19 protein-coding genes are annotated in these 20,882 nt (G+C 63.8%); 15 read left to right on the top strand and 4 right to left on the bottom strand.

Annotated elements, in window-relative coordinates; translation table 11 throughout:
• Positions 1-66 precede the first annotated feature (66 nt).
• Positions 67-1,881, top strand: a complete 1,815-nt coding sequence (locus tag ACN0X7_RS09080; protein WP_417516354.1) for an extracellular solute-binding protein — start codon at positions 67-69, stop codon at positions 1,879-1,881.
• A gap of 11 nt (positions 1,882-1,892) precedes the next feature.
• Here the strand turns inward: ACN0X7_RS09080 and ACN0X7_RS09075 are convergent, their stop codons facing one another.
• Positions 1,893-2,135: a hypothetical protein gene (locus ACN0X7_RS09075; protein WP_417516352.1), complete on the bottom strand. Its 243-nt coding sequence runs from the start codon at positions 2,133-2,135 to the stop codon at positions 1,893-1,895.
• A gap of 9 nt (positions 2,136-2,144) precedes the next feature.
• On the opposite strand from ACN0X7_RS09075, the gene ACN0X7_RS09070 reads away from it, so the two are divergent.
• From ACN0X7_RS09070 to ACN0X7_RS09050, 5 genes are read left to right on the top strand one after another with little or no spacing between them, the layout of a single operon-like run.
• A complete protein-coding gene (locus ACN0X7_RS09070) occupies positions 2,145-3,704 on the top strand; it encodes an extracellular solute-binding protein (protein WP_417516350.1) in 1,560 nt (519 codons plus the stop codon).
• Between the two features lie 27 nt (positions 3,705-3,731).
• Positions 3,732-4,838: a microcin C ABC transporter permease YejB gene (locus ACN0X7_RS09065; RefSeq protein ID WP_417516348.1), complete on the top strand. Its 1,107-nt coding sequence runs from the start codon at positions 3,732-3,734 to the stop codon at positions 4,836-4,838.
• Positions 4,831-5,913, top strand: a complete 1,083-nt coding sequence (locus ACN0X7_RS09060; protein ID WP_417516346.1) for an ABC transporter permease — start codon at positions 4,831-4,833, stop codon at positions 5,911-5,913. The genes ACN0X7_RS09065 and ACN0X7_RS09060 overlap by 8 nt, the downstream gene beginning before the upstream one ends.
• Positions 5,910-7,535 carry an ABC transporter ATP-binding protein gene (locus ACN0X7_RS09055; protein WP_417516344.1) on the top strand — a complete coding sequence of 542 codons (1,626 nt, stop codon included), beginning with the start codon at positions 5,910-5,912 and terminating at the stop codon, positions 7,533-7,535. The genes ACN0X7_RS09060 and ACN0X7_RS09055 overlap by 4 nt, the downstream gene beginning before the upstream one ends.
• Positions 7,532-8,464: a 2-hydroxyacid dehydrogenase gene (locus ACN0X7_RS09050; protein ID WP_417516342.1), complete on the top strand. Its 933-nt coding sequence runs from the start codon at positions 7,532-7,534 to the stop codon at positions 8,462-8,464. Before ACN0X7_RS09055 ends, ACN0X7_RS09050 begins: the two co-directional genes overlap by 4 nt.
• On the opposite strand, the gene ACN0X7_RS09045 is transcribed toward ACN0X7_RS09050, so the two are convergent.
• The gene (locus ACN0X7_RS09045; protein ID WP_417516340.1) at positions 8,458-8,784 is read right to left on the bottom strand and encodes a cell division protein ZapA; all 327 of its coding nucleotides are present in this window, start codon (positions 8,782-8,784) and stop codon (positions 8,458-8,460) included. The two genes, ACN0X7_RS09050 and ACN0X7_RS09045, sit on opposite strands and share 7 nt — an antisense overlap.
• A gap of 6 nt (positions 8,785-8,790) precedes the next feature.
• Positions 8,791-9,048, bottom strand: coding sequence for a hypothetical protein (locus ACN0X7_RS09040; protein WP_417516338.1), 258 nt, complete (start codon positions 9,046-9,048; stop codon positions 8,791-8,793).
• A 297-nt stretch (positions 9,049-9,345) separates the two neighbouring features.
• Here ACN0X7_RS09040 and tkt point away from each other — a divergent pair, with 297 nt between their 5' ends.
• The 5 genes from tkt (at position 9,346) to ACN0X7_RS09015 (ending at position 15,137) form a co-directional block, all read left to right on the top strand.
• The gene (gene tkt, locus ACN0X7_RS09035) at positions 9,346-11,319 is read left to right on the top strand and encodes a transketolase (protein ID WP_417516336.1); all 1,974 of its coding nucleotides are present in this window, start codon (positions 9,346-9,348) and stop codon (positions 11,317-11,319) included.
• A 20-nt stretch (positions 11,320-11,339) separates the two neighbouring features.
• Positions 11,340-12,347, top strand: a complete 1,008-nt coding sequence (gene gap, locus ACN0X7_RS09030; RefSeq protein WP_417516334.1) for a type I glyceraldehyde-3-phosphate dehydrogenase — start codon at positions 11,340-11,342, stop codon at positions 12,345-12,347.
• A gap of 16 nt (positions 12,348-12,363) precedes the next feature.
• Positions 12,364-13,557 (top strand): phosphoglycerate kinase, encoded by a 1,194-nt coding sequence (locus tag ACN0X7_RS09025; protein WP_417516332.1) that lies wholly within the window; start codon positions 12,364-12,366, stop codon positions 13,555-13,557.
• Positions 13,558-13,577: 20 nt separating this feature from the next.
• Positions 13,578-14,597, top strand: a complete 1,020-nt coding sequence (locus ACN0X7_RS09020; RefSeq protein ID WP_417516330.1) for a class I fructose-bisphosphate aldolase — start codon at positions 13,578-13,580, stop codon at positions 14,595-14,597.
• 111 nt (positions 14,598-14,708) lie between these two features.
• Complete coding sequence (locus ACN0X7_RS09015) at positions 14,709-15,137, top strand: c-type cytochrome (RefSeq protein ID WP_417516328.1); 429 nt, start codon at positions 14,709-14,711, stop codon at positions 15,135-15,137.
• A 23-nt stretch (positions 15,138-15,160) separates the two neighbouring features.
• Here ACN0X7_RS09015 and ACN0X7_RS09010 read toward each other — a convergent pair whose 3' ends face one another.
• On the bottom strand, positions 15,161-16,234 hold the full coding sequence (locus tag ACN0X7_RS09010; protein ID WP_417516326.1) for an aspartate-semialdehyde dehydrogenase: 1,074 nt from the start codon (positions 16,232-16,234) through the stop codon (positions 15,161-15,163).
• 379 nt (positions 16,235-16,613) lie between these two features.
• Between ACN0X7_RS09010 and ACN0X7_RS09005 the strand changes: the two genes are divergently transcribed.
• The 4 genes from ACN0X7_RS09005 to cueR all read left to right on the top strand — a co-directional run bounded on the left by ACN0X7_RS09005 (position 16,614) and on the right by cueR (position 20,731).
• The gene (locus ACN0X7_RS09005) at positions 16,614-17,369 is read left to right on the top strand and encodes a 5-formyltetrahydrofolate cyclo-ligase (RefSeq protein WP_417516324.1); all 756 of its coding nucleotides are present in this window, start codon (positions 16,614-16,616) and stop codon (positions 17,367-17,369) included.
• Positions 17,347-17,790 (top strand): PAS domain S-box protein, encoded by a 444-nt coding sequence (locus ACN0X7_RS09000; RefSeq protein WP_417516322.1) that lies wholly within the window; start codon positions 17,347-17,349, stop codon positions 17,788-17,790. Before ACN0X7_RS09005 ends, ACN0X7_RS09000 begins: the two co-directional genes overlap by 23 nt.
• A gap of 188 nt (positions 17,791-17,978) precedes the next feature.
• Positions 17,979-20,330, top strand: a complete 2,352-nt coding sequence (locus ACN0X7_RS08995; RefSeq protein WP_417516320.1) for a heavy metal translocating P-type ATPase — start codon at positions 17,979-17,981, stop codon at positions 20,328-20,330.
• A complete protein-coding gene (gene cueR / locus ACN0X7_RS08990) occupies positions 20,327-20,731 on the top strand; it encodes a Cu(I)-responsive transcriptional regulator (protein ID WP_417516318.1) in 405 nt (134 codons plus the stop codon). Before ACN0X7_RS08995 ends, cueR begins: the two co-directional genes overlap by 4 nt.
• The last annotated feature ends 151 nt before the right edge of the window (positions 20,732-20,882 follow it).

Genomic DNA, 20,882 nt, shown 5'->3' with positions numbered 1-20,882 from the left:
CAGGCCCAACTCCGGTCATAATCGATCGCGAGGTTCGGTAGTCGGTTTCAGTTTCGGGGTGGTGATATGCGGGCAGTTTTTCTTGGCACACTGACGGCGCTGGCATTGGTCGTGCCTGCAGCCGCCGAAACCGTCACCAGGACCCACGCCCTCTCGCTGATCGGCGAACCGCAGTACGAGGAAGGCTTCGATCATCTGAGCTTTGCCAACCCGGATGCGCCGAAGGGCGGCACGCTGCGGCTTGGTGCGTTCGGCGGGTTCGATTCGCTCAATCCCTACATCCCCAAGGGCAACCGTTCCGCTGCTGTCGCGCTTTCCGTCGAGTCCCTGATGGATTCGCATCTCGACGAGCTTTCGGCTGAATACGGTCTGATCGCCGAGACCGTCGAATATCCCGACGATTTCTCGTGGGTCGTGTTCAACCTGCGGCCCGAGGCGAGGTTCCACGACGGCAGTTCGATCATGGCGGAGGATGTGGCGTTCAGCTTCGAGATCCTGCGGGACAAGGGGACACCGTTCTTCCGCTACTACTACCGGAATGTGACCGGGATCGAGGTTGAGGGACCGAAGCGCATCCGGTTTTCCTTCTCCGAATCGGGGAATCGGGAACTGCCGCAAATCATGGGACAGTTGCCGGTCTTCTCGAAAGCCTACTGGCAGGATCGGGATTTCGGTGCGACCACGCTCGAAGCGCCCCTGGGCAGCGGACCCTACCGTGTGGTGGAGGTCGAGCCGAACCGGCGGGTCGTTCTGGAGCGGGTAGAGGACTACTGGGGTGCCGAGCTGGGTCAGAACCGCGGGCGCTACAATTACGATCGCGTGCAGTTCGAATATTTCGCCGACCGGACGGCGATCCTCGAAGCCTTCAAGGGCTATGTCTATGACTACCGGTCCGAAAACAGCTCCAAGGACTGGGCGACCGCCTACGACTTCCCGGCGGTGAAGAAGGGCGACGTGATCAAGGCGCTGGTGCCGCACAGCCGTCCGACCGGAATGCAGGGCTTCATCTACAATCTACGCCGTCCGGTGTTCCAGAACGCCGCCCTGCGCCAGGCGCTGGCTTACGCGTTCGACTTCGAATGGGCCAACGAGAACCTGTTCTTCGGCCAGTACAACCGGACCGAAAGCTTCTTCTCCAACAGCGAACTGGCCTCCAGCGGCCTGCCGTCCGATGCCGAGCTGGCCCTGCTGGAGCCCCTGCGCGGCAGCATCCCGGATGCGGTCTTCACCACACCCTACGAACCACCCAGCACGAGGGACAGTTCGATCCGGAAGAATCTGGGCGAAGGGTTCAAGTTGCTGAAGGACGCCGGCTACCGGTTCGAGAACAAGAAGCTGATCGACCCGGAGACAGGCCAGACGGTCAGTTTCGAGATTCTGCTCGCTGATCCGCAGTTCGAGCGCATCGTACTGCCGTTCACGCAGAACCTGCAGCGGATGGGGGTCGATGTCAGCCTGCGGACGGTGGACACCGCGCAGTATGAAAATCGCGTGCGGGCGTTCGACTATGACATGGTCGTCGGGTCCTACCCGCAGTCCGAAAGCCCCGGCAACGAACAGCGGGACTTCTTCGGGATGGAGGCTGCTGACCGGGAGGGGAGCCGCAATCTCGCGGGTCTCAAGTCGGAGGCTGTCGATAAACTGATCGAAGCCATCGTTTTCGCGAAGGATCGCGAAGCGCTGGTCACGGCAACGCGCGCCATGGATCGGGTGTTGCTGCATTCGCACATTGTCATTCCGCACTGGCACATCTCTGCCAGCCGGATCGCCTACTGGGACAAGTTCGGTCGCCCGGAAGGGAATCCCAAGTATGGCGTGGACTATTTCTCGTGGTGGGTGGCGCCTGAAAAGGCACAGCGCCTGAACGAGGCCTACCGGTGAGGGTTTCCGGACTATTCCTTGTTGCGTTCCTGTTGCTGGCGGGGGGCGCAACCGCCGAACCGAGGCACGGTATCTCGGTCTTTGGCCATCTCGACTATCCTTCCGACTTCCGGCATTTCAAATGGGCTGACCCGGATGCGCGAAAGGGCGGAACCCTCCGGATTCGCGATCTCGGGACGTTCGATACGCTGAACTTCTTCATCGTCCGCGGGGCGCGTCCGGCCTCCGTCCAGCAACATGAAATCCGTCTGCATGAAACGCTGATGACCCGGTCGTACGACGAACCCGATGCGCACTACGCGCTGGTCGCGAAGACAGCCGATGTGGCTGAAGACGGCAGGTCGGTGACGTTCGTGCTGGATGACCGGGCCCGGTTTCATGACGGCACGCCGATCACGGCAAGGGACATCGTCTTCTCCCTGGATACGATTAGGGAAAAGGGACACCCGATCCTGCGCAACGTGTTCGACAAGGCCAGCGCGACCGCCGTCGGCCCGCATGAAGTGCGCTTCGATCTGGCCGAGGGCGCGTCGCGGGATCTCGCCGTGAAGATTGCGGGCGATCTGCCGATCCTTTCGGCGGACTATTACGAGACCGTGGATTTCGCGAAGACAACCCTGACGCCGCCGCTGGGCTCCGGGCCCTACAGGATCAGCAAGGTCAATCAGGGGACATCCCTGACGCTCACGCGGGTCGCGGACTATTGGGCGGGCGACCTGCCCGTGAACCGGGGGCTCTGGAACTTCGACGAGATCCGCATCGACTGGTACGCCGACCGGACATCGGCACTGCTCGCGTTCTTTGCCGACGAGTACGACCTGCGCGAGGAGTTCACGTCGAAAAGCTGGGCGACGGAATATGATGACAAGGTCCCGGTCAGTGACGGCCGTATCCAGCGCCTGACGCTGTCGGACGGGCGACCGTCGGGCATGCAGGGCTGGTTCTTCAATACCAGGCGGCCCCGGTTCGCCGACCGCCGGGTGCGGGAAGCGCTGGATCTCGCATTCGATTTCGAATGGACCAACCGCAATCTCTTCTACGGCCTGTACAAGCGCACCCAGTCCGTGTTCGAGAATTCGACACTGCGCCATGCCGGCAAGCCGTCCGATGCGGAACTGGCCCTGCTGCAGCCCTTTGCGGATACGTTGCCGCCCGAGGTCCTGTCACAGCCCTTCCAGGGCCCCGTCACCGACGGCGAAGGCAGTATCCGCGAGAACCTGCGGCGCGCGCACGGCCTGCTGAAGGACGCGGGCTGGGACATCCGGGACGGCGTCCTGCGCAATGCCGACGGCGAACCGTTCACGATCGAATTCATGATCTTCCAGCCGAGCTTCGAGCGTATTCTGGGGCCGTATGCGCAGAACCTGGAACGGCTGGGGATGGAAGTCTCGATCCGTCTGATCGATGCCGCGCAATATGTGGAGCGGGTGAAAAGCTTCGATTTCGATGTGGTGACCGCGCGGTTTTCCCCGCCGGAGACACCGGGTGCCGAACTCTGGAGTTTCTTCGGCAGCCGCCAGGCCGACATCAACGGGACGAACAATTATGCCGGCGTCCGCGATCCGGCGGTGGACAGGCTGATCGAGACGGCGCTGGCCGCACCGGACAGGGAAACCCTGCTGACGGCGCTCCGGGCGCTCGACCGCGTGATCATGTGGGGACGCTACATCGTGCCCCAATGGTACAAGGGCGAGCACAACCTGGCCTACTGGGACCGGTTCGCGCGCCCGAAGGCCGAGAAACCGCCCTATCTCCGGGCCATCGTGCAGAGCTGGTGGTTCGATCCGGCCAAGGCCGAAAAGACGGGTGCGCAGGATGACTGACTTCGCGGTGCGTGGAGGCAGCCGGGCATGATCGCCTATCTTGTCAGGCGTATGCTGTTCGTGATCCCGACCCTGTTCGTGATCCTGCTGGTGAACTTCGTCATCATCCAGTTCGCGCCCGGCGGTCCGATCGAGCAGATCATCGCCGAAATCCAGGGCACCGCCGTGGGCGCGGGTGCGCGCGTGACCGGCGGCGGCGGGTCGGAAGCGTCCGGAGGCACGGCCTCGGCGGGGGCGGGCGTGCAGGACAGTTCCTATCGCGGCGCGCAGGGGCTGGACCCCGAGTTTATCAGGGAACTGGAGCAGCAGTTCGGCTTCGACAAGCCGGTACACGAGCGCTTTATCCAGATGCTTGTGAACTATGCAAAATTCGATTTCGGCGACAGCTATTTCCGGGATCAGTCGGTCGTCAGTCTGGTGATCGACAAGATGCCGGTCTCGATCTCGCTCGGGCTCTGGTCTTTCCTGATCGCCTATTCGATCTCGATACCGCTCGGCATCCGCAAGGCGGTCAAGGACGGACAGGCCTTCGATGTCTGGACCTCGACGGTCGTGGTGGTGGGCTATGCCATACCGGCCTACCTGTTCGCGGTGCTGCTGATCGTGCTGTTTGCAGGCGGATCCTACTGGCAGATCTTCCCGCTGCGGGGCCTCGTATCGGAAGACTTCGACCAGCTTTCGACCATCGGCCAGATCGCCGACTATTTCTGGCACATCTTCCTGCCGATCATGGCCCTGTCGATCGGCGCGTTTGCGAACCTGACCATGCTGACCAAGAACTCGTTCCTGGACCAGATCAATCTTCAGTACGTGCAGACCGCGCGGGCCAAGGGCCTGTCCGAGAACCGGGTGCTGTACGGGCACGTGTTCCGCAACGCGATGCTGATCATCATCGCAGGCTTTCCGTCGGCCTTCATCGGGATGCTGTTCACGGGCACATTCCTGATCGAGGTGCTGTTCTCGCTCGACGGCCTGGGGCGGCTCGGCTTCGAAAGTGTGGTCAACCGCGACTATCCGGTGGTGTTCGGCACTCTGTATGCGTTCACGCTGCTGGGGCTGCTGATGACCATCATCCGCGACATCACCTATGCCTTCGTGGATCCGCGCATCGATTTCGAGGCCCGCGATGTCTGATGCCACCGTCGACGAGCCGCTGTCGGGCGTTGAGACCCACCGGGTCCTGGGTTTCCGGGTTTCGCCGCTGAACAAACGGCGCTGGCAGAACTTCAAGCGCAACCGGCGGGGATACTGGTCGGCCATCCTGTTCCTGATCGCCTTCGTGCTCAGCCTGTTCGCGGAACTGATCGCCAACGACAAGCCGCTGATGATCTCCTACGAGGGCGACCTCAAGTTCCCCGTGCTGTTCGTCTATACCGACGAGGAGTTCGGCGGCTTCCTGCCCACCGAGGCCGAGTACCGGGAGGACTTCATGCGCGAGGCCCTGTCCGAGGGCGACAACTGGGCGCTGTGGCCGCTGATCGAATATGACTACCGGACGCCAAAGGCCGAAGGGCCGTTCCCGCAGGCTCCGACTGCGGAGAACTGGCTAGGCACCGACGATCAGGGCAGGGACGTGATGGCCCGCGTGATCTACGGATACCGGTTGTCGGTGCTGTTCGGGATCATGCTGACGGTGCTGTCCACGATCATCGGCGTTGCCGCCGGTGCCGTGCAGGGGTTCTACGGCGGCTGGCTGGATCTGATCGCCCAGCGCTTCATCGAAATCTGGGAGGGGATGCCGTTCTTCTTCATCATCCTGATCTTCTCGGCGCTGTTCATCCCCGGTTTCTGGACGCTGCTGTTCATCCTCCTGATCTTCAGCTGGACCGCCCTGGTGGCCGTCGTGCGCGCGGAGTTCCTGCGCGCGCGCAACTTCGACTACGTGCGCGCCGCGCGGGCGCTGGGTGTCGGCAACGGCGTGATCATGTTCAAGCATCTGCTGCCCAACGCCATGGTCGCCACGATCACCTTCATGCCCTTCATCCTGACCGGTGCCATCACGTCCCTGACGGCGCTGGATCTGCTGGGGCTCGGGCTGCCGCCGGGGTCGCCGTCGCTGGGTGAACTGCTGGCACAGGGCAAGTCCAACCTGCAGGCGCCATGGCTGGGCATCACCGGTTTCGTGGTGATCTCCTTCATGCTGACGCTGGTCATGTTCATGGCCGAAGCCCTGCGGGACGCCTTCGATCCGAGAAAGAGCTTCGCATGAGCCGTCTGCTGGAAGTCCGGGACCTGTCGGTCCATTTCAACATCGAGGGCCGCGTGATCGAGGCGGTGCGTCATGTTTCGTTCGATCTCGACAAGGGAGAGACGCTCGCGCTTGTCGGCGAAAGCGGATCGGGCAAGTCCGTGACGGCGCTGTCGGTGATGCAGTTGCTGCCCTATCCGCGCGCCTCTCATCCCAACGGATCGATCCGCCTGCAGGACGATGAACTGGTGGGCGCGCCCGACAGCATGATGCGGAACATCCGCGGGCGCCGGGTCTCGATGATCTTTCAGGAACCGCTTTCGGCGCTCAACCCGCTTCACACGGTGGAGAAACAGGTCGCCGAGGTGTTGCTGCTGCACAAGCGCATCGGACGGGAGGCGGCCCGCAAGCGGGTGATCGAACTGCTCGATCTGGTGGGCATTCGCGATCCCGCGGCACGTCTGGCCGACTATCCGCACCAGCTTTCCGGCGGTCAGCGGCAGCGCGTGATGATCGCCATCGCCCTGGCCAACGAGCCGGAACTGCTGATCGCGGACGAGCCGACAACCGCGCTGGATGTCACCATTCAGGCGCAGATTCTGGACCTGCTGATCGATCTGCAGAAACGTCTGGGCATGGCGATCCTGTTCATCACGCATGATCTGGGCGTGGTGCGGCGCATTGCCGACCGGGTTTGTGTGATGACGCAGGGCGAGATCGTGGAGACAGGCCCCACCGAGGAAATCTTCGAACAGCCACAGCATGCCTACACGCAGATGCTGCTGTCGGCAGAACCCAAGGGACGTCCGGTCCGCGATCCCGACGAGCCGCAGCCCGAGACCGTGCTCAGCGCGGACGATCTGAAGGTCTGGTTCCCGATCAAGCGGGGGGTCTTCCGCCGGACGGTGGGGCATGTGAAGGCGGTCGACGGGATTGATGTGACGGTGCGCAAGGGGCGCACGCTGGGCGTTGTCGGTGAATCCGGTTCCGGCAAGACCACGCTGGGCATGGCCTTGCTGCGGCTCATCCGCTCGGAAGGCCCGATCGTCTGGAAGGGCGAACGGATCGACGGGCTGGGTTTCTCGGCCATGCGGCCGAAGCGCCGCGAGATGCAGGTGGTTTTCCAGGACCCCTTCGGCTCGCTCAGCCCGCGCCTGTCGGTCGGTCAGATCATCGAGGAAGGTCTGCTGGTGCATGACATGGTGGGCGATGACGCCGAGCGCCGGAACGTCATCGCTGCCGCGCTGGAGGAGGTCGGACTGCAGGGCGACATGCAGGACCGCTACCCGCACGAGTTCTCGGGCGGCCAGCGCCAGCGCATCTCCATCGCGCGTGCCATTGCGCTGAAGCCCGACTTCATCGTGCTGGACGAACCGACCTCGGCCCTGGACATGTCGGTGCAGGCGCAGATCGTGGACCTGTTGCGGGAACTGCAGGACCGCTACGGGCTGGCCTACATGTTCATTTCCCACGATCTCAAGGTCGTGCGCGCGCTGTCGGACGAAGTCATCGTGATGAAGGATGGTGTCGTGGTGGAGAAGGGGGCGACGTCGAAGATCTTCGACGAACCCGAAACGCTTTATACCAAGACGCTGCTGGCTGCGGCTTTCGACAACCGGGTTCTGGGGACCAATACCGAATGACGACACTGCTGTTCCGTTCCAACGCCGACCGCGACGACTGGTGGCGGGAGACCCTGCTGGCCGAAATTCCGGATCTGGATTTCCGGGTCTGGCCCGACACGGGCGACAAGGCCGAGATCGACTATGCGCTGGTCTGGAAGCCGGAGACCGGCCTGCTGGCCAGCCTGCCGAACCTGCGGGCCATCTTCTCGCTGGGTGCCGGCGTCGATCACATCTTCGCTGACGCGGAACTGCCGAAGCACATTCCCATGTGCCGGGTGATCAATCCCAATATGGCCCTGCGGATGCGGGAATGGATCGTGATGCACACGCTGATGCATCACAGGCGGCACCGCGAGTACGACCGGCAGCAGCGGGACCGGATCTGGCAGGAGCTGCTGCAGCCCCACGCCGGCGAACGCAGGGTCGGGGTCATGGGGCTGGGCGAACTGGGCGGCGACGCCGCGCGCCATCTGGCGATACTGGGTTTCGACACCGCGGGCTGGTCGCGGTCGCCGAAGAAGGTCGACGGCGTCACCTGTTTCAGCGGTGCGGACGGCCTGCCGGACTTTCTGGCGCGCACCGAAATCCTGATCTGCCTGCTGCCGCTGACGGAACAGACACGCGGCATCGTGGACCGCAAGCTGCTTTCCGGACTGCCAAGGGGCGCGACCTTCATCAACGGGGGCCGGGGCGGCCATGTCGTCGAGGAGGATCTTCTGGCGATGCTGGACGAGGGGCATGTGTCCGAAGCGACACTGGATGTTTTCCAGACCGAACCGCTGCCCGAGGACAGCCCGTTCTGGAAGCATCCGCAAGTGACGGTCACGCCGCACATCGCGGCGTTCTCCGATCCTCGTGCGCTGGTCGAACAGGTGGTGGAGAATATCCGCCGGGATCAGGCCGGACAGCCGCTGATCAACCGGGTGGACCCGGATCGCGGTTACTGAGCGGCGGTCGTTTCCATGCCGCTTGCCAGTTTCTCCAGCCGCTCGGCGATTTCGTTCAGGCGCGGGTCCGCCTGACCGCTGGCAGGTGTTTCGCCGTCCCGTGCCGAATCGAGTTCCTCATAGGCACTTGCGAGGTCGTCCGCGATCACCAGAGCGGTCATCAGCATCAGCCGCGCATCGGGAACACGTGCGCCGCCATCGACCAGTTCGTTGGCGCGCTTGTCGACATAGGCCGCCAGTTCCCGCACCCGGTCTTCTTCCCCGTCGCCGCAGCCGATCAGATGCTCGCGCCCGTTCACCGTTACCTGTACCTGAGGCATGCTTGATCAGCCCTTCTCGATCAGACTCAATTGTTCCAACGCACGGTCGACCTGTCCGGCGAGCTTCAATGCCTCGCGTTTCAGAGATTCGTTCTCATCGCGAAGCCGTTCGACCTCCGCCATTATTTCCGGATCGACCGGCGCGTCGGCCGCTTGTGCGTCGGTTCGACGCATCGAAGCATCAGCACCTGCTTTTTCAAGGCGTTCGAGCGCACTCATCACCCGAGCCCAGGGGCCGGATATATTGTTTTCAGAGGTGGTCATTCAGGATTATTGCCGGTTCCGCATGAAGTTAGCCGCTTCTTCTAATACGCTACCATAAAAACATCCCGCATTTCGCGTCAACAAAGGAGAACGGGTTTCCTGTGGCAATCGTGCGTCATCGAAAGCGTCTGCAGGTTGACGGCTGGGGTCGCCGCGGTCATTTTGCCGCCGAATTCCGGGATGGCGCTTTGCCGACTGTCCGTTCGTTCGCGGGGCATCTTGAGAAGCCCCCAGCAATAGCCACCGGAACTTAGGTTCAAGGACATCACGTCCAGCAATACCGAGGCCCTGAAAGTAATGAGTGTTGATCCGCACGAGATGGCGAACGCCATCCGGGCTCTGTCGATGGACGCGGTCCAGCAGGCCAATTCCGGTCATCCGGGCATGCCCATGGGCATGGCCGATGTTGCAACGGTTCTGTTCAGCAAGCATCTGGCGTTCGATCCAAGACGCCCCGACTGGCCGAACCGGGACCGGTTCGTACTTAGCGCAGGCCACGGGTCGATGCTGCTCTATGCGCTGCTGCACCTGACCGGATATTCCGACATGACGCTGGAAGAACTGAAGAACTTCCGGCAACTGGGTGCGAAGACCGCCGGCCACCCCGAGTACGGGCATGCGACCGGGATCGAGACGACCACGGGTCCGCTGGGGCAGGGGCTGGCCAATGCGGTCGGCATGGCGCTGGCCGAGCGTATTCTGGCGGCCCGCTTCGGCGACGAGATCGTCGATCACCACACCTATGTCATCGCCGGTGACGGGTGCCTGATGGAAGGCATCAGTCACGAGGCCATCAGCCTCGCCGGTCATCTGAAGCTGGGCAAGCTGGTCGTGCTCTGGGACGACAACGGCATTTCGATCGACGGTTCTGTCGATCTTTCCTGTTCCGACGATCAGATGGCGCGGTTCGCGGCCTCCGGCTGGCACGTGCTGGACTGTGACGGCCACGACCACAAGGCGATATCCGACGCCATCGACGCCGCCAGAAACGAACCGCGTCCGTCGCTGATCGCCTGCAAGACGGTCATCGGATATGGCGCTCCCAACAAGCAGGGGACCGCAGCGACCCACGGTGCCCCGCTGGGCGCGGACGAGATCGCGGCAACGCGCGAACACCTGGGCTGGCCGCATGAGCCCTTCACCATCCCCGACGATGTTCTGGATGCGTGGCGACTGGTCGGAGCACGCGGCGCGTCCAAGGCCGCCGCATGGGACGTCCGCCTGGCAGAGATGGATCAGGACCGGCACGAAAGCTTCAAGCGTGCCTCCGCAGGCCGTCTGCCCGAAGGCTGGCAGAAGGGGCTGGAAGCTCACATCGCCAAACTGCTGCAGGACAAGCCTGCCGTCGCGACCCGCAAGGCCTCGCAGATGGCGATTGAGGCCATTCAGCCGTCTCTGCCGGAACTGATCGGCGGATCGGCAGATCTCACCGGGTCCAACCTGACCCGTACCGGCAGCATGGCACCGGTCTCGCCGGGCGATTTCGCGGGATCGTATATCTATTACGGTATCCGCGAGCACGGCATGGCGGCGGCAATGAATGGCATGGCGCTGCATGGCGGCGTCATTCCGTTTGGCGGGACCTTTCTGGTTTTCACCGATTACTGCCGTCCGTCGATCCGCCTGTCCGCGCTGATGCAGCAGCGGGTGATCTATGTGATGACCCACGATTCCATCGGCCTGGGCGAGGACGGGCCGACGCACCAGCCGGTCGAGCATCTGGCATCCCTGCGGGCGATGCCGAACGTGCGCGTTTTCCGGCCCGCCGATGCCGTCGAGACGGCCGAGTGCTGGAAGCTGGCCATCGAGCACGACAAGGGACCATCGATCCTGGCCCTGTCCCGTCAGGGCACGCCCCTGCTGCGCAAGGAAGCCAAGGACCGCTCGGCGAAGGGCGGGTACATCATTGATGCGGCGCACGATGCCGCCCAGGTCGTTCTGATCGCGACCGGCACGGAAGTCGCGCTGGCGATCGAGGCCAAGAAGCAGCTCCAGTCCGAGAATATTGCGACCAGCGTGGTCTCCATGCCCTGCACGGAACTGTTCGACGCACAGGACGCGGACTACCGCGAATCGGTATTGCCGAAGGATACGGTGAAAGTCGCCGTCGAAGCCGCTAGCACTTACGGCTGGGAACGCTATGTAGGTGACAATGGTGCCATCGTCGGCATGAACAGCTTCGGTGCGTCAGCGCCGGCCGACAAACTTTACGAACATTTCGGCATCACCGCGGCAGCGGTAGCCGAAGCAGCGAAGTCCCGTCTGGGCTGAGTGAAGAAAGGTAAGCGAGAATGACTCTACGTGTCGCAATCAACGGATTTGGCCGCATCGGACGGCTGGTGCTGCGGGCCATGGCGGAAGCCGACCGTGACGATATCGAAGTCGTCGCGATCAACGATCTGGGCTCGATCGAGGCCAACGCGCATCTGTTGCAGTACGATACGGTTCACGGTCGTTTCCCGCACAAGGTCAAGGCAACCGATACCGGCATGGACTACGGACGAGGTGAAATCCGCGTCCTGTCCGAACGTGATCCGGCGAAGCTGCCCTGGGGCGAGATGAACGTCGATATCGCCTTCGAATGCACGGGTATCTTCGCCGCGCGCGACAAGGCTGCGATGCACCTCGAAGCCGGTGCCAAGCGGGTGCTGGTTTCCGCGCCCGCATCCGGTGCCGATCTGACCGTCGTCTACGGCGTCAATCACGACAAGCTCACGTCCGATCACCTGGTCGTCTCGAACGCTTCCTGCACGACCAACTGTCTTGCACCCGTCGCCCAGGTGCTTAACGAGACGGTCGGCCTGGAAAAGGGCTTCATGACGACGATCCATGCCTACACCGGCGATCAGCGCACGGTCGATACGCTGCACAGCGACCTGCGCCGCGCGCGCGCTGCCGCGTCTTCGCTGATCCCGACATCGACCGGCGCGGCCAAGGCCGTGGGTCTGGTGCTGCCAGAACTGTCCGGCAAGCTGGACGGTACCGCGATCCGCGTACCGACGAACAATGTCTCGCTGATCGACCTGACCTTCACCTCGTCGCGCCCGACGACGGTCGAGGAGGTCAACGACGCCATGAAGGCCGCGGCCTCGGGTCGTCTGGCGGGCGTTCTGGACGTCAACGACGCGCCGCTGGTCTCGATCGACTTCAACCACACGCCGGCCAGTTCGACCTTCGACCTGACGCAGACGCAGGTGATCGACGGCAACTTCGTGCGCGTGCTGAGCTGGTACGACAACGAGTGGGGTTTCTCGAACCGGATGAGCGATACCGCACTGGCCATGGGCAAGCTGCTCTGAGCGGAAGACTGTCCCCATGAACAGCTTTCGTACAATCGATGATGTCGATGTCGCCGGTCGCCGTGTTCTGGTGCGCGTCGATCTGAACGTGCCGGTACGCGACGGAGAGGTCACGGACCTGACCCGGATCGAACGGATCGCACCGACCATTCGCGAGCTTTCCGATCTGGGCGGGCAGGTGATCATGCTGGCCCACTTCGGTCGTCCCAAGGGCGAGCGGAAATCCGATCTCTCGCTGAAGCCGGTGGCCGGAGCCGTGGAGAAGGTGATCGGACGCCCCGTTGCCTTCGTCGGGGATTGTGTCGGCGACAAGGCCGAGGCGGCGGCGGATGCCCTGTCCAACGGCGATATCCTGCTGTTCGAGAACACGCGCTTTCATGCGGGCGAGGAAAAGAACGATCCCAGGCTGGCGAAAGAGATGGCCCGTATCGGCGATCTGTACGTGAACGATGCCTTTTCCTGCGCGCACCGGGCGCATGTCTCGACCGAAGGTCTGACGCATCATCTGCCGTCGGTTGCCGGACGCTGCATGCAGGCCGAACTGGAAGCCCTGGAAGGCGCGCTTGCCGATCCGGAGCGGCCTGCGGCGGCGCTGGTCGGCGGTGCCAAGGTCTCGACCAAGCTGGATGTGCTGACCAACCTGATGAGCAAGGTTGATCTGCTGATCATCGGCGGGGCCATGGCGAACACCTTCCTGCTGGCGAAAGGTGTCGAGATCGGCACATCGCTGGCGGAACCGGATCTGGTCGCGACGGCGCAGAAGATCCTCGCGGAGGCGGAAACCCGGAACTGCCGCATCATCCTGCCGGTGGATGCCGTGGTCGCGGACAAGCTGGAGCAGGGGGCCGATGCGGCCATCGTCGCCGTCGACGCCGTGCCTGCGGACCGGATGATTCTGGACGTGGGCCCGAAAAGCATTGCAGCCGTGGTCGCCGAACTTGAGAATTGCCGTACGCTGATGTGGAACGGGCCGATGGGCGCGTTCGAATTTCCGCCGTTCGACAAGGCCACCGTCGCCGTCGCGCAGGCTGCAGCGCGGCTGACGAAGGCCGGCACACTGAATTCGGTGGCGGGCGGCGGGGACACGGTCGCCGCGCTCAATCACGCCGGTGTGGCCGACGATTTTTCGTATGTGTCGACGGCGGGCGGCGCATTTCTTGAGTGGATTGAGGGCAAGAGCCTGCCGGGCGTCGCAGCCCTGTCGAATTGAAACAGCGGAGTTGAACGAAGATGTCTGATCGCGATCTGAATGCCATAGCCAGGAAAATTGTTGCCGACGGGCGCGGTGTGCTGGCGGCGGATGAGTCCACAGGTACGATCAAGAAGCGCTTCGACCAGATCGGTGTCGAGAACACCGAGGACAACCGTCGCGACTATCGCGAGATGCTGTTCCGCACCGAGGGCCACGGCACCTACACCGGCGGCATCATCCTGTACGATGAGACCCTGCGCCAGAAGGCGAAGGACGGTACGCCCCTGGTCGATCTGATCCGTGCCGAGGACGTCGCCCCAGGTATCAAGGTGGACATGGGGGCCAAACCGCTGGCCGGTGCGCCGGAGGAGACTGTGACCGAGGGTCTGGACGGTCTGCGCGAACGCTTTGCCGAATATCGCGAACTGGGCGCCGATTTCGCCAAATGGCGCGCCGTGATCAAGATCGGGGCTGATATCCCGAGCGCCTATTGCATCGATGCCAACGCCCACGCGCTTGCGCGTTATGCCAAGCTCAGCCAGGAAGCCGGGATCGTACCGATCGTCGAACCGGAAGTCCTGATGGATGGCGATCATGATCTGGCGCGGTGCCAGCAGGTCACCGAGGACACGCTGGATGCCGTTTTCAACGAACTCTACAGGCAGCGTGTCGAACTGGAGGGCATCCTGCTGAAGCCGAACATGGTGATTTCAGGACAGGATGCCGGCCAGCGTGCCGATGTGCAGACGGTCGCCGCGGCGACGGTCCAGACGCTGAAGCGCTGTGTGCCGTCGGCGGTGCCGGGCATCGTCTTCCTGTCGGGCGGCCAGTCCGAGGAAGAGGCGACCGCGCACCTGGATGCGATGAACAAGATGGGGTCGCTACCCTGGGCACTGAGCTTCTCGTACGGGCGCGCCCTGCAGCAGTCCGCCCTGAAAGCCTGGAGCGGCAAGAGCGAGAACGTCGCTGCCGGCCAGCGTGCCTATCTGCATCGTGCCAAGATGAACTGGGCCGCCGCGCGCGGCGAATGGGCCGCCGAGATGGAAAAGGCGGCCTGACCAGCGCACCACTGCTGAAACGAGCCCATACGGCGATCTGATCCCGATCGCTTGACCTTCCAGCCACCGGAAATTGCATCCTCCTCGACGAACAGGTCGAGGAGGTTCTTCATGCGTATCGTTGCAATCCTGATACTGGTGGCCGTTGCCGCATCCACCGCGGCCGCGATCTGGTGGCTGAGACAGCCTCAGACCGCGGCGACATCGAACAACGGCGGCCGGCTGGCACATCAGGTCGATGTGATCGTGCCCGCCCTCTCCGAGATGGCACAGGCGGGGCAGGAAACCTTCACCGCCAAATGCCAGATGTGCCACGGCGCAAACGCGTCAGGCGGTCCGGGCGGCCCGCCGCTGGTTCACATCATCTACGAACCCAGCCACCACGGCGACGGGGCATTCCTGGCCGCGATCAGGGCCGGTGTCCGTCAGCACCACTGGCGCTTCGGCAACATGCCGCCCGTGCCGGGGGTCACCGATGAACAGATCCCGCAGATCATCGCCTACATCCGCGAACTGCAGCGCGCCAACGGAATCGAATGACATGACCCTCCAGGACTGGGCGTTCACCCTGCAGCGGCAGAGCGTCTCTGCATGACATGCGGGACAAGCGCCTCGCCGATCTGGATGGCGTTCAGGGCGGCTCCTTTTCGCAGATTGTCCCCGACCACGAAGAAGGCCAGACCATGTTCGACCGTGGGATCGCGCCGGATGCGACCGGCGATCACAGGGTCGATGCCGGTCGCAGCCAGCGGGTTCGGTACGTCCGCCAGCAGGACGCCTTCGGCACCGGTGAGAATGCCGGTTGCCTGCTCGGGCGTGATCGCGCGCTCGAACTCGGCGTTGATCGACAGCGAATGGCCTGTGAAGACGGGGACGCGGACGCAGGTGCCCGATACCGGCAAGTCCGGCAGTTCGAGGATCTTGCGGGTTTCGTCGCGCAGCTTCACCTCTTCCTCGGTATAGCCATCCTCCGCCAGCACATAGTTCATGGGCACGACATTGAAGGCCAGGGGAACGGACCACTTCCGCGGGGCAGGCAGTTCGATGGCGTTGCCGTCGGTGGCAAGTGCCTCGATGCCGTCCGCTGCCGCCCGAAGCTGTGCCGCCAGTTCCTCGACACCGGCGATCCCCGCACCCGATGCCGCCTGGTAGGTGCTGGCGACCAGACGCTTCAGGCCTGCCGCCTCGTGCAACGGCTTCAGCACCGGCATGGCGGCCATGGTGGTGCAGTTCGGATTGGCGACGATGCCCTTCGGAATGGTGTTCAGGGCATGTGCGTTCACTTCGGCGACGACCAGCGGCACGTCGGGATCGCTGCGATAGGCCGACGAGTTGTCGACCACGATGGCGCCCGCCGCCGCCACTCTCGGCGCAAGCGCCTTGGACGCCGCGCCTCCGGCCGAGAAGAACACCAGATCAAGGCCGCTGTAGTCCGCGGCTTCGGCGTCTTCCACCGTGATCTTCCGACCCTGCCATTCGATTGTCTTTCCCGCCGACCGGTGCGACGCGAACAGGCGCAGCGAAGAAAGCGGGAAGCGGCGTTCGGCAAGCAGGTTGCGCATCATCTCGCCGACGAGTCCGGTGGCGCCGACAATGCCGACGCGGGCCATGGCATTATGGTTGGGATTGGCGTTCATCGTTCTGTACTCCTGAAGCGGGGAGATGCGGGACGATGATCCTTGGAAAATCCTGCCCCGCACTCCGCGGGGCTGGTTCAGATTGCGTCTGGTTCAGACCGAACGCGCAACCATGAACGCCCCACGATCGTGGGTCGTCTTGGTGGTCGTCGGTTTCGGTGTCCGTGCAATCATGGCCGCGCTTCTAGACCGTCGCCGGTGATCTGTAAAGCGATCCTGCGGCCTGCCCGTGAGGAATCGAGGACAACAGTCGAGGTTGAGGCGGATGGCCCCGAACATCGCGCATGGCTGTCGCATCCGGCACGCATTGGTTTGCAACGTGCAGGATCCCTATCATCCGGGGTTCCGATACCGGACGGACTGAGGCGGAGACACTTTCTTGAGCGCTGATGACGATGCGGAGAATGTGACTGAAACGGGAGAGTTCGCTTCTCCGCCATGCTTCATGCATGAACTCGACCCCGCCTATTCAGGACGCATTGCCGAAGATCCGGATCAGACAGTCCGGGATGTCATGCGCTGGCGGCGTGGGGAGCGGGAGCGTCTTCTGGCTGTCCGCCAGTCGATCGATGCCGCCGAGCGGGCGGCCCTGGATCACCGCATCACCGATCACCTGACGGACCTGCTCGGCGATCTCCGGGGGACGACTGTGGGCCTGTATGTCCCGATACGGGGTGAACCACGTCTGACGCGGTTCGCCCGAAGCATTGTCGCCGGCGGCGGGCGCTGTGCGTTGCCGGTGGTCGTCGAGCGCAATCGTCCGCTGATCTATCGCACCTGGTCTCCGGGCCAGCGGCTCGTGCCGGGGATATGGAACATCCCCTGTCCTGACGAAAGTGCTGAAACCGTCGTGCCCGAAATCATGATCGCGCCGGTGCTCGGGTTCGATTCGCGCGGCTTTCGGCTGGGCAACGGCGGTGGCTATTTCGACCGGACCCTCGCGATCCGCAACGACAGTCCGCAGGTCATCGGTGTCGGCTATGAACGGCTGCGCATCGCGACGATCTATCCGCAGCCGCACGACATCGCCATGACGCTGGTCCTCACCGAGGACGGCGCACGCCATCCCGCCGGATCGGACGAGAAAGTACAGCAGGAGGACCGGAACAGCCATGCAACCGAAACCCCTCGATGAAGCTGAACTCGCCGCGCTGGGCGTGGCGACGATTACTGGCATTCCGGACGCTGTCGTCTATTGCGACGCCAGGGGACACATCCGGTTCTGGAACCGGGGTGCCGAGCGGATATTCGGATATTCGGCCGCCGAGGCCCTGGGGCAGTCCCTGGACATCATCATCCCGGAGCGTCTGCGGAAGCGCCACTGGAACGGCTATTTCAACATGATGAAGACCGGAAAATCGCGCCATGACGCTGACGAAATGCTGTCGGTCCCCGCGACGACCCGTTCGGGTGCGACGATCTCCGTGCAGTTCTCGGTCGCGCCGCTGAAGGACGAGAACGGGGCGATCGAAGGCATCATCTCGATTCTGAGGGATGAAACCGAGACCTACAACGAGTTGCGGCGCCTGAGAAAAATCGAAAGCCAGCATATGTGAGCGTTTGAAGCCCGACGGGTCTGTGCTTCCCCGGATCGGGCGGACAGGGGGCGATTGCCGGGCAGGCTGCCTCAATGCGGGCGTAACCGGCTGTTCAGGCGGAATTGCCGCCTGCGGTGTTTGACCTTCCAGTAACTGGAAGCAATATGCACCGTTCCGATGGTCAACAGGGCAGCGAGCGCACAGACATGTCCACTTCAGTGACGGCGACCGTTCCGCAAACGCAGCCGGTCGACAAGACTGTGGATCCTGTCTGCGGGATGACGGTCGATCCGCACGCGGGCAAGCCGACGACCCGCCATGACGGTCACGATTATCATTTCTGTTCGGGCCGTTGCCGCGACCGCTTTGACGCCGACCCGGGATTCTATCTGACAGGCGGTCCCGCGAAGCGGAAGAAGGTCGATAGGGCCGGGGTCCAATACACCTGTCCGATGCACCCCGAGATCATTTCCGACGGGCCTGCGGACTGTCCCAAGTGCGGGATGGCACTGGAACCCATGGGCGTGCCGGACGATGCGCCCAACCCCGAACTGATCGATTTCACGCGGCGCATGATCGTCAGCGCGGCGCTCGCCGTGCCGGTGCTGGTTCTGGCCATGGGGCCGATGCTGGGCCTGCCGGTGAAGCAGTGGCTGGGGACGGACCTCGCGCGCTGGCTGGAACTGGCACTGGCGACGCCCGCGGTTCTGTGGGCGGCGCTGCCGTTCTTCCGGCGCGGCTGGTCGTCAATCGTCAATCGCAGCCCGAACATGTGGACCCTGATCGCCATCGGCGTCGGGGCGGCCTATCTGTTCAGTGTCGCGGCCACGGTCGCGCCCGGACTCTTCCCGGAGTCGTTTGTCGAACAGAACGGGACAGTGCCCGTCTACTTCGAAGCCGCCGTGGTGATCATCGCACTGGTCTTTCTGGGGCAGGTGATGGAACTGAAGGCGCGCGAACGCACCGGTTCCGCGATAAGGGCGCTGCTGGATCTGGCACCGAAGACCGCCCGGCGCATCGGGGAGAACGGCAAGGAACGCGAGGTGCCGCTGGAAAACATTCTGGAAGGCGATCGCGTGCGCGTCCGTCCGGGCGAAAGCGTGCCGGTCGATGCCGTGGTGCTTGAAGGCCGCTCCTCGATCGATGAAAGCATGCTGACGGGGGAAGCGATACCGGTCGAGAAGACGCCCGGCGACCATGTCACCGGCGGGACGATGAACGGCACAGGTAGCCTGATCGTCAGGGCGCAGCGTGTCGGCGCGGACACGATGTTGTCGCGTATCGTCGACATGGTTGCCACCGCGCAGCGTTCGCGCGCCCCCATCCAGGGCATGGCGGACCGGGTTGCCAACTGGTTCGTGCCGATCGTTGTCGCCGTTGCGGTCGCGGCCTTCGCGGTCTGGAGCCTGTTCGGACCGGATCCGGCGCTGGCCCATGCGCTCGTGGCGGCTGTGTCGGTACTGATCATCGCGTGCCCCTGCGCGTTGGGGCTGGCGACACCCATGTCCATCATGACGGCAACCGGGCGCGGCGCACAGGCAGGCGTCCTGATCCGGGATGCCGAGGCGCTGGAGCGTCTCTCCCGTGTCGATACGCTGATCGTCGACAAGACCGGCACCCTGACCGAGGGACGCCCCGTGCTGACACAGGTCGTGACCGATGACACGTGGGAAGAGGATCGGCTGCTGCGGCTGGCCGCATCGCTGGAACGCGGTTCGGAACACCCGCTGGCCGAGGCCATCGTGGCCGGCGCGGCGGAACGTGGCGTCACGCTCGACGCTGCCGAGAACTTCCGGTCGATCACCGGCAAGGGGGTTTCGGGGGATGTGGCGGGCGCGCGAGTCCATCTTGGCAATCGCGCGATGATGGATGCGCAGACGGTCGACCTGACAGGCTGGGCCCAACGGGCGGATGCGCTGCGGGACGTGGGCGCGACGGTCATGTTCGTGGCTGTCGACGGCGTGGTGCGGGGCCTGCTGGCGGTCGAGGATCCGGTGAAACCCGCCGCGCGGGACGCCCTGAACGCGCTTCGGAAGGCGGGTCTCAGCATCGTCATGGCGACCGGCGACAGCGCGCGCACGGCCCGTGCCGTTGCGGCCCAGCTTGGCATCGACGACGTGCGGGCGGACGTACTGCCCGAGGACAAGCAGGCGCTGGTCGCGGAACTGACCCAGCAGGGGCGGCGGGTCGCGATGGCGGGCGACGGCGTCAACGATTCGCCCGCGCTGGCGGCGGCGGATGTCGGCATCGCGATGGGGACGGGTGCAGACGTCGCCATGGAAAGCGCCGGGATCACCCTGGTGAAAGGCGATATTTCCGGACTGGTGCGCGCGCGCATTCTGGCCAGCGCGACCATGCGCAACATCCGCCAGAACCTGTTCTTTGCCTTCGCCTACAACGCGGCGGGCGTGCCCATTGCGGCGGGTGTGCTCTATCCGCTGACCGGCACCCTGCTGTCGCCGATGATCGCAGCCGCGGCGATGAGCCTGTCGTCGGTGTCCGTCATCTCGAATGCGCTGCGGCTGCGGACAGTCGAACTGGACGGAGACAGGTCATGAATATCGGTGCCGCGGCGCGTGCCAGCGATCTGCCGACGAAGACCGTGCGCTATTACGCCGACATCGGTCTGGTGGAACCGTCCGGTCGTCGGGAAAACGGCTATCGCGATTACGACGAACGCGAGGTCCAGAAGCTACGTTTCGTGCACCGGGCGCGCACCTTCGGCTTTTCCATCGAGGAATGCCGCGAACTGCTGGCGCTGTACGAGGATCGCGACCGCGCCAGCGCCGACGTGAAGGCCATCGCCCTCGAACGGCTGCATGTCATCGAACGCAAGATGGCCGAGCTTCAATCGCTGAAGGACGAACTCACCCGCCTTGCCGATGCCTGCAGCGGCGACGACCGGCCGGATTGCCCGATCCTGCACGGCCTATCGACCGGCCTTCTCGACAAGCCCTGACCGCGGCGGTATAAGCCGCGTCATGCAATCGAGCGCCGCCAGAATTCGGAAAAGCATACGAATTACCGGCCCGGTCCTGTAACACCGGGGCCGGGTATCATCGCCTGTTTCTGAATTCCGAATACCGCTTACTCCAAGCCCCGAGGGCTCC

The sequence above is a fragment of the Minwuia sp. genome, from assembly GCF_048263705.1.
Lineage (GTDB): Bacteria > Pseudomonadota > Alphaproteobacteria > Minwuiales > Minwuiaceae > Minwuia.
This window is presented reverse-complemented; position numbering and strand designations above follow the sequence as displayed.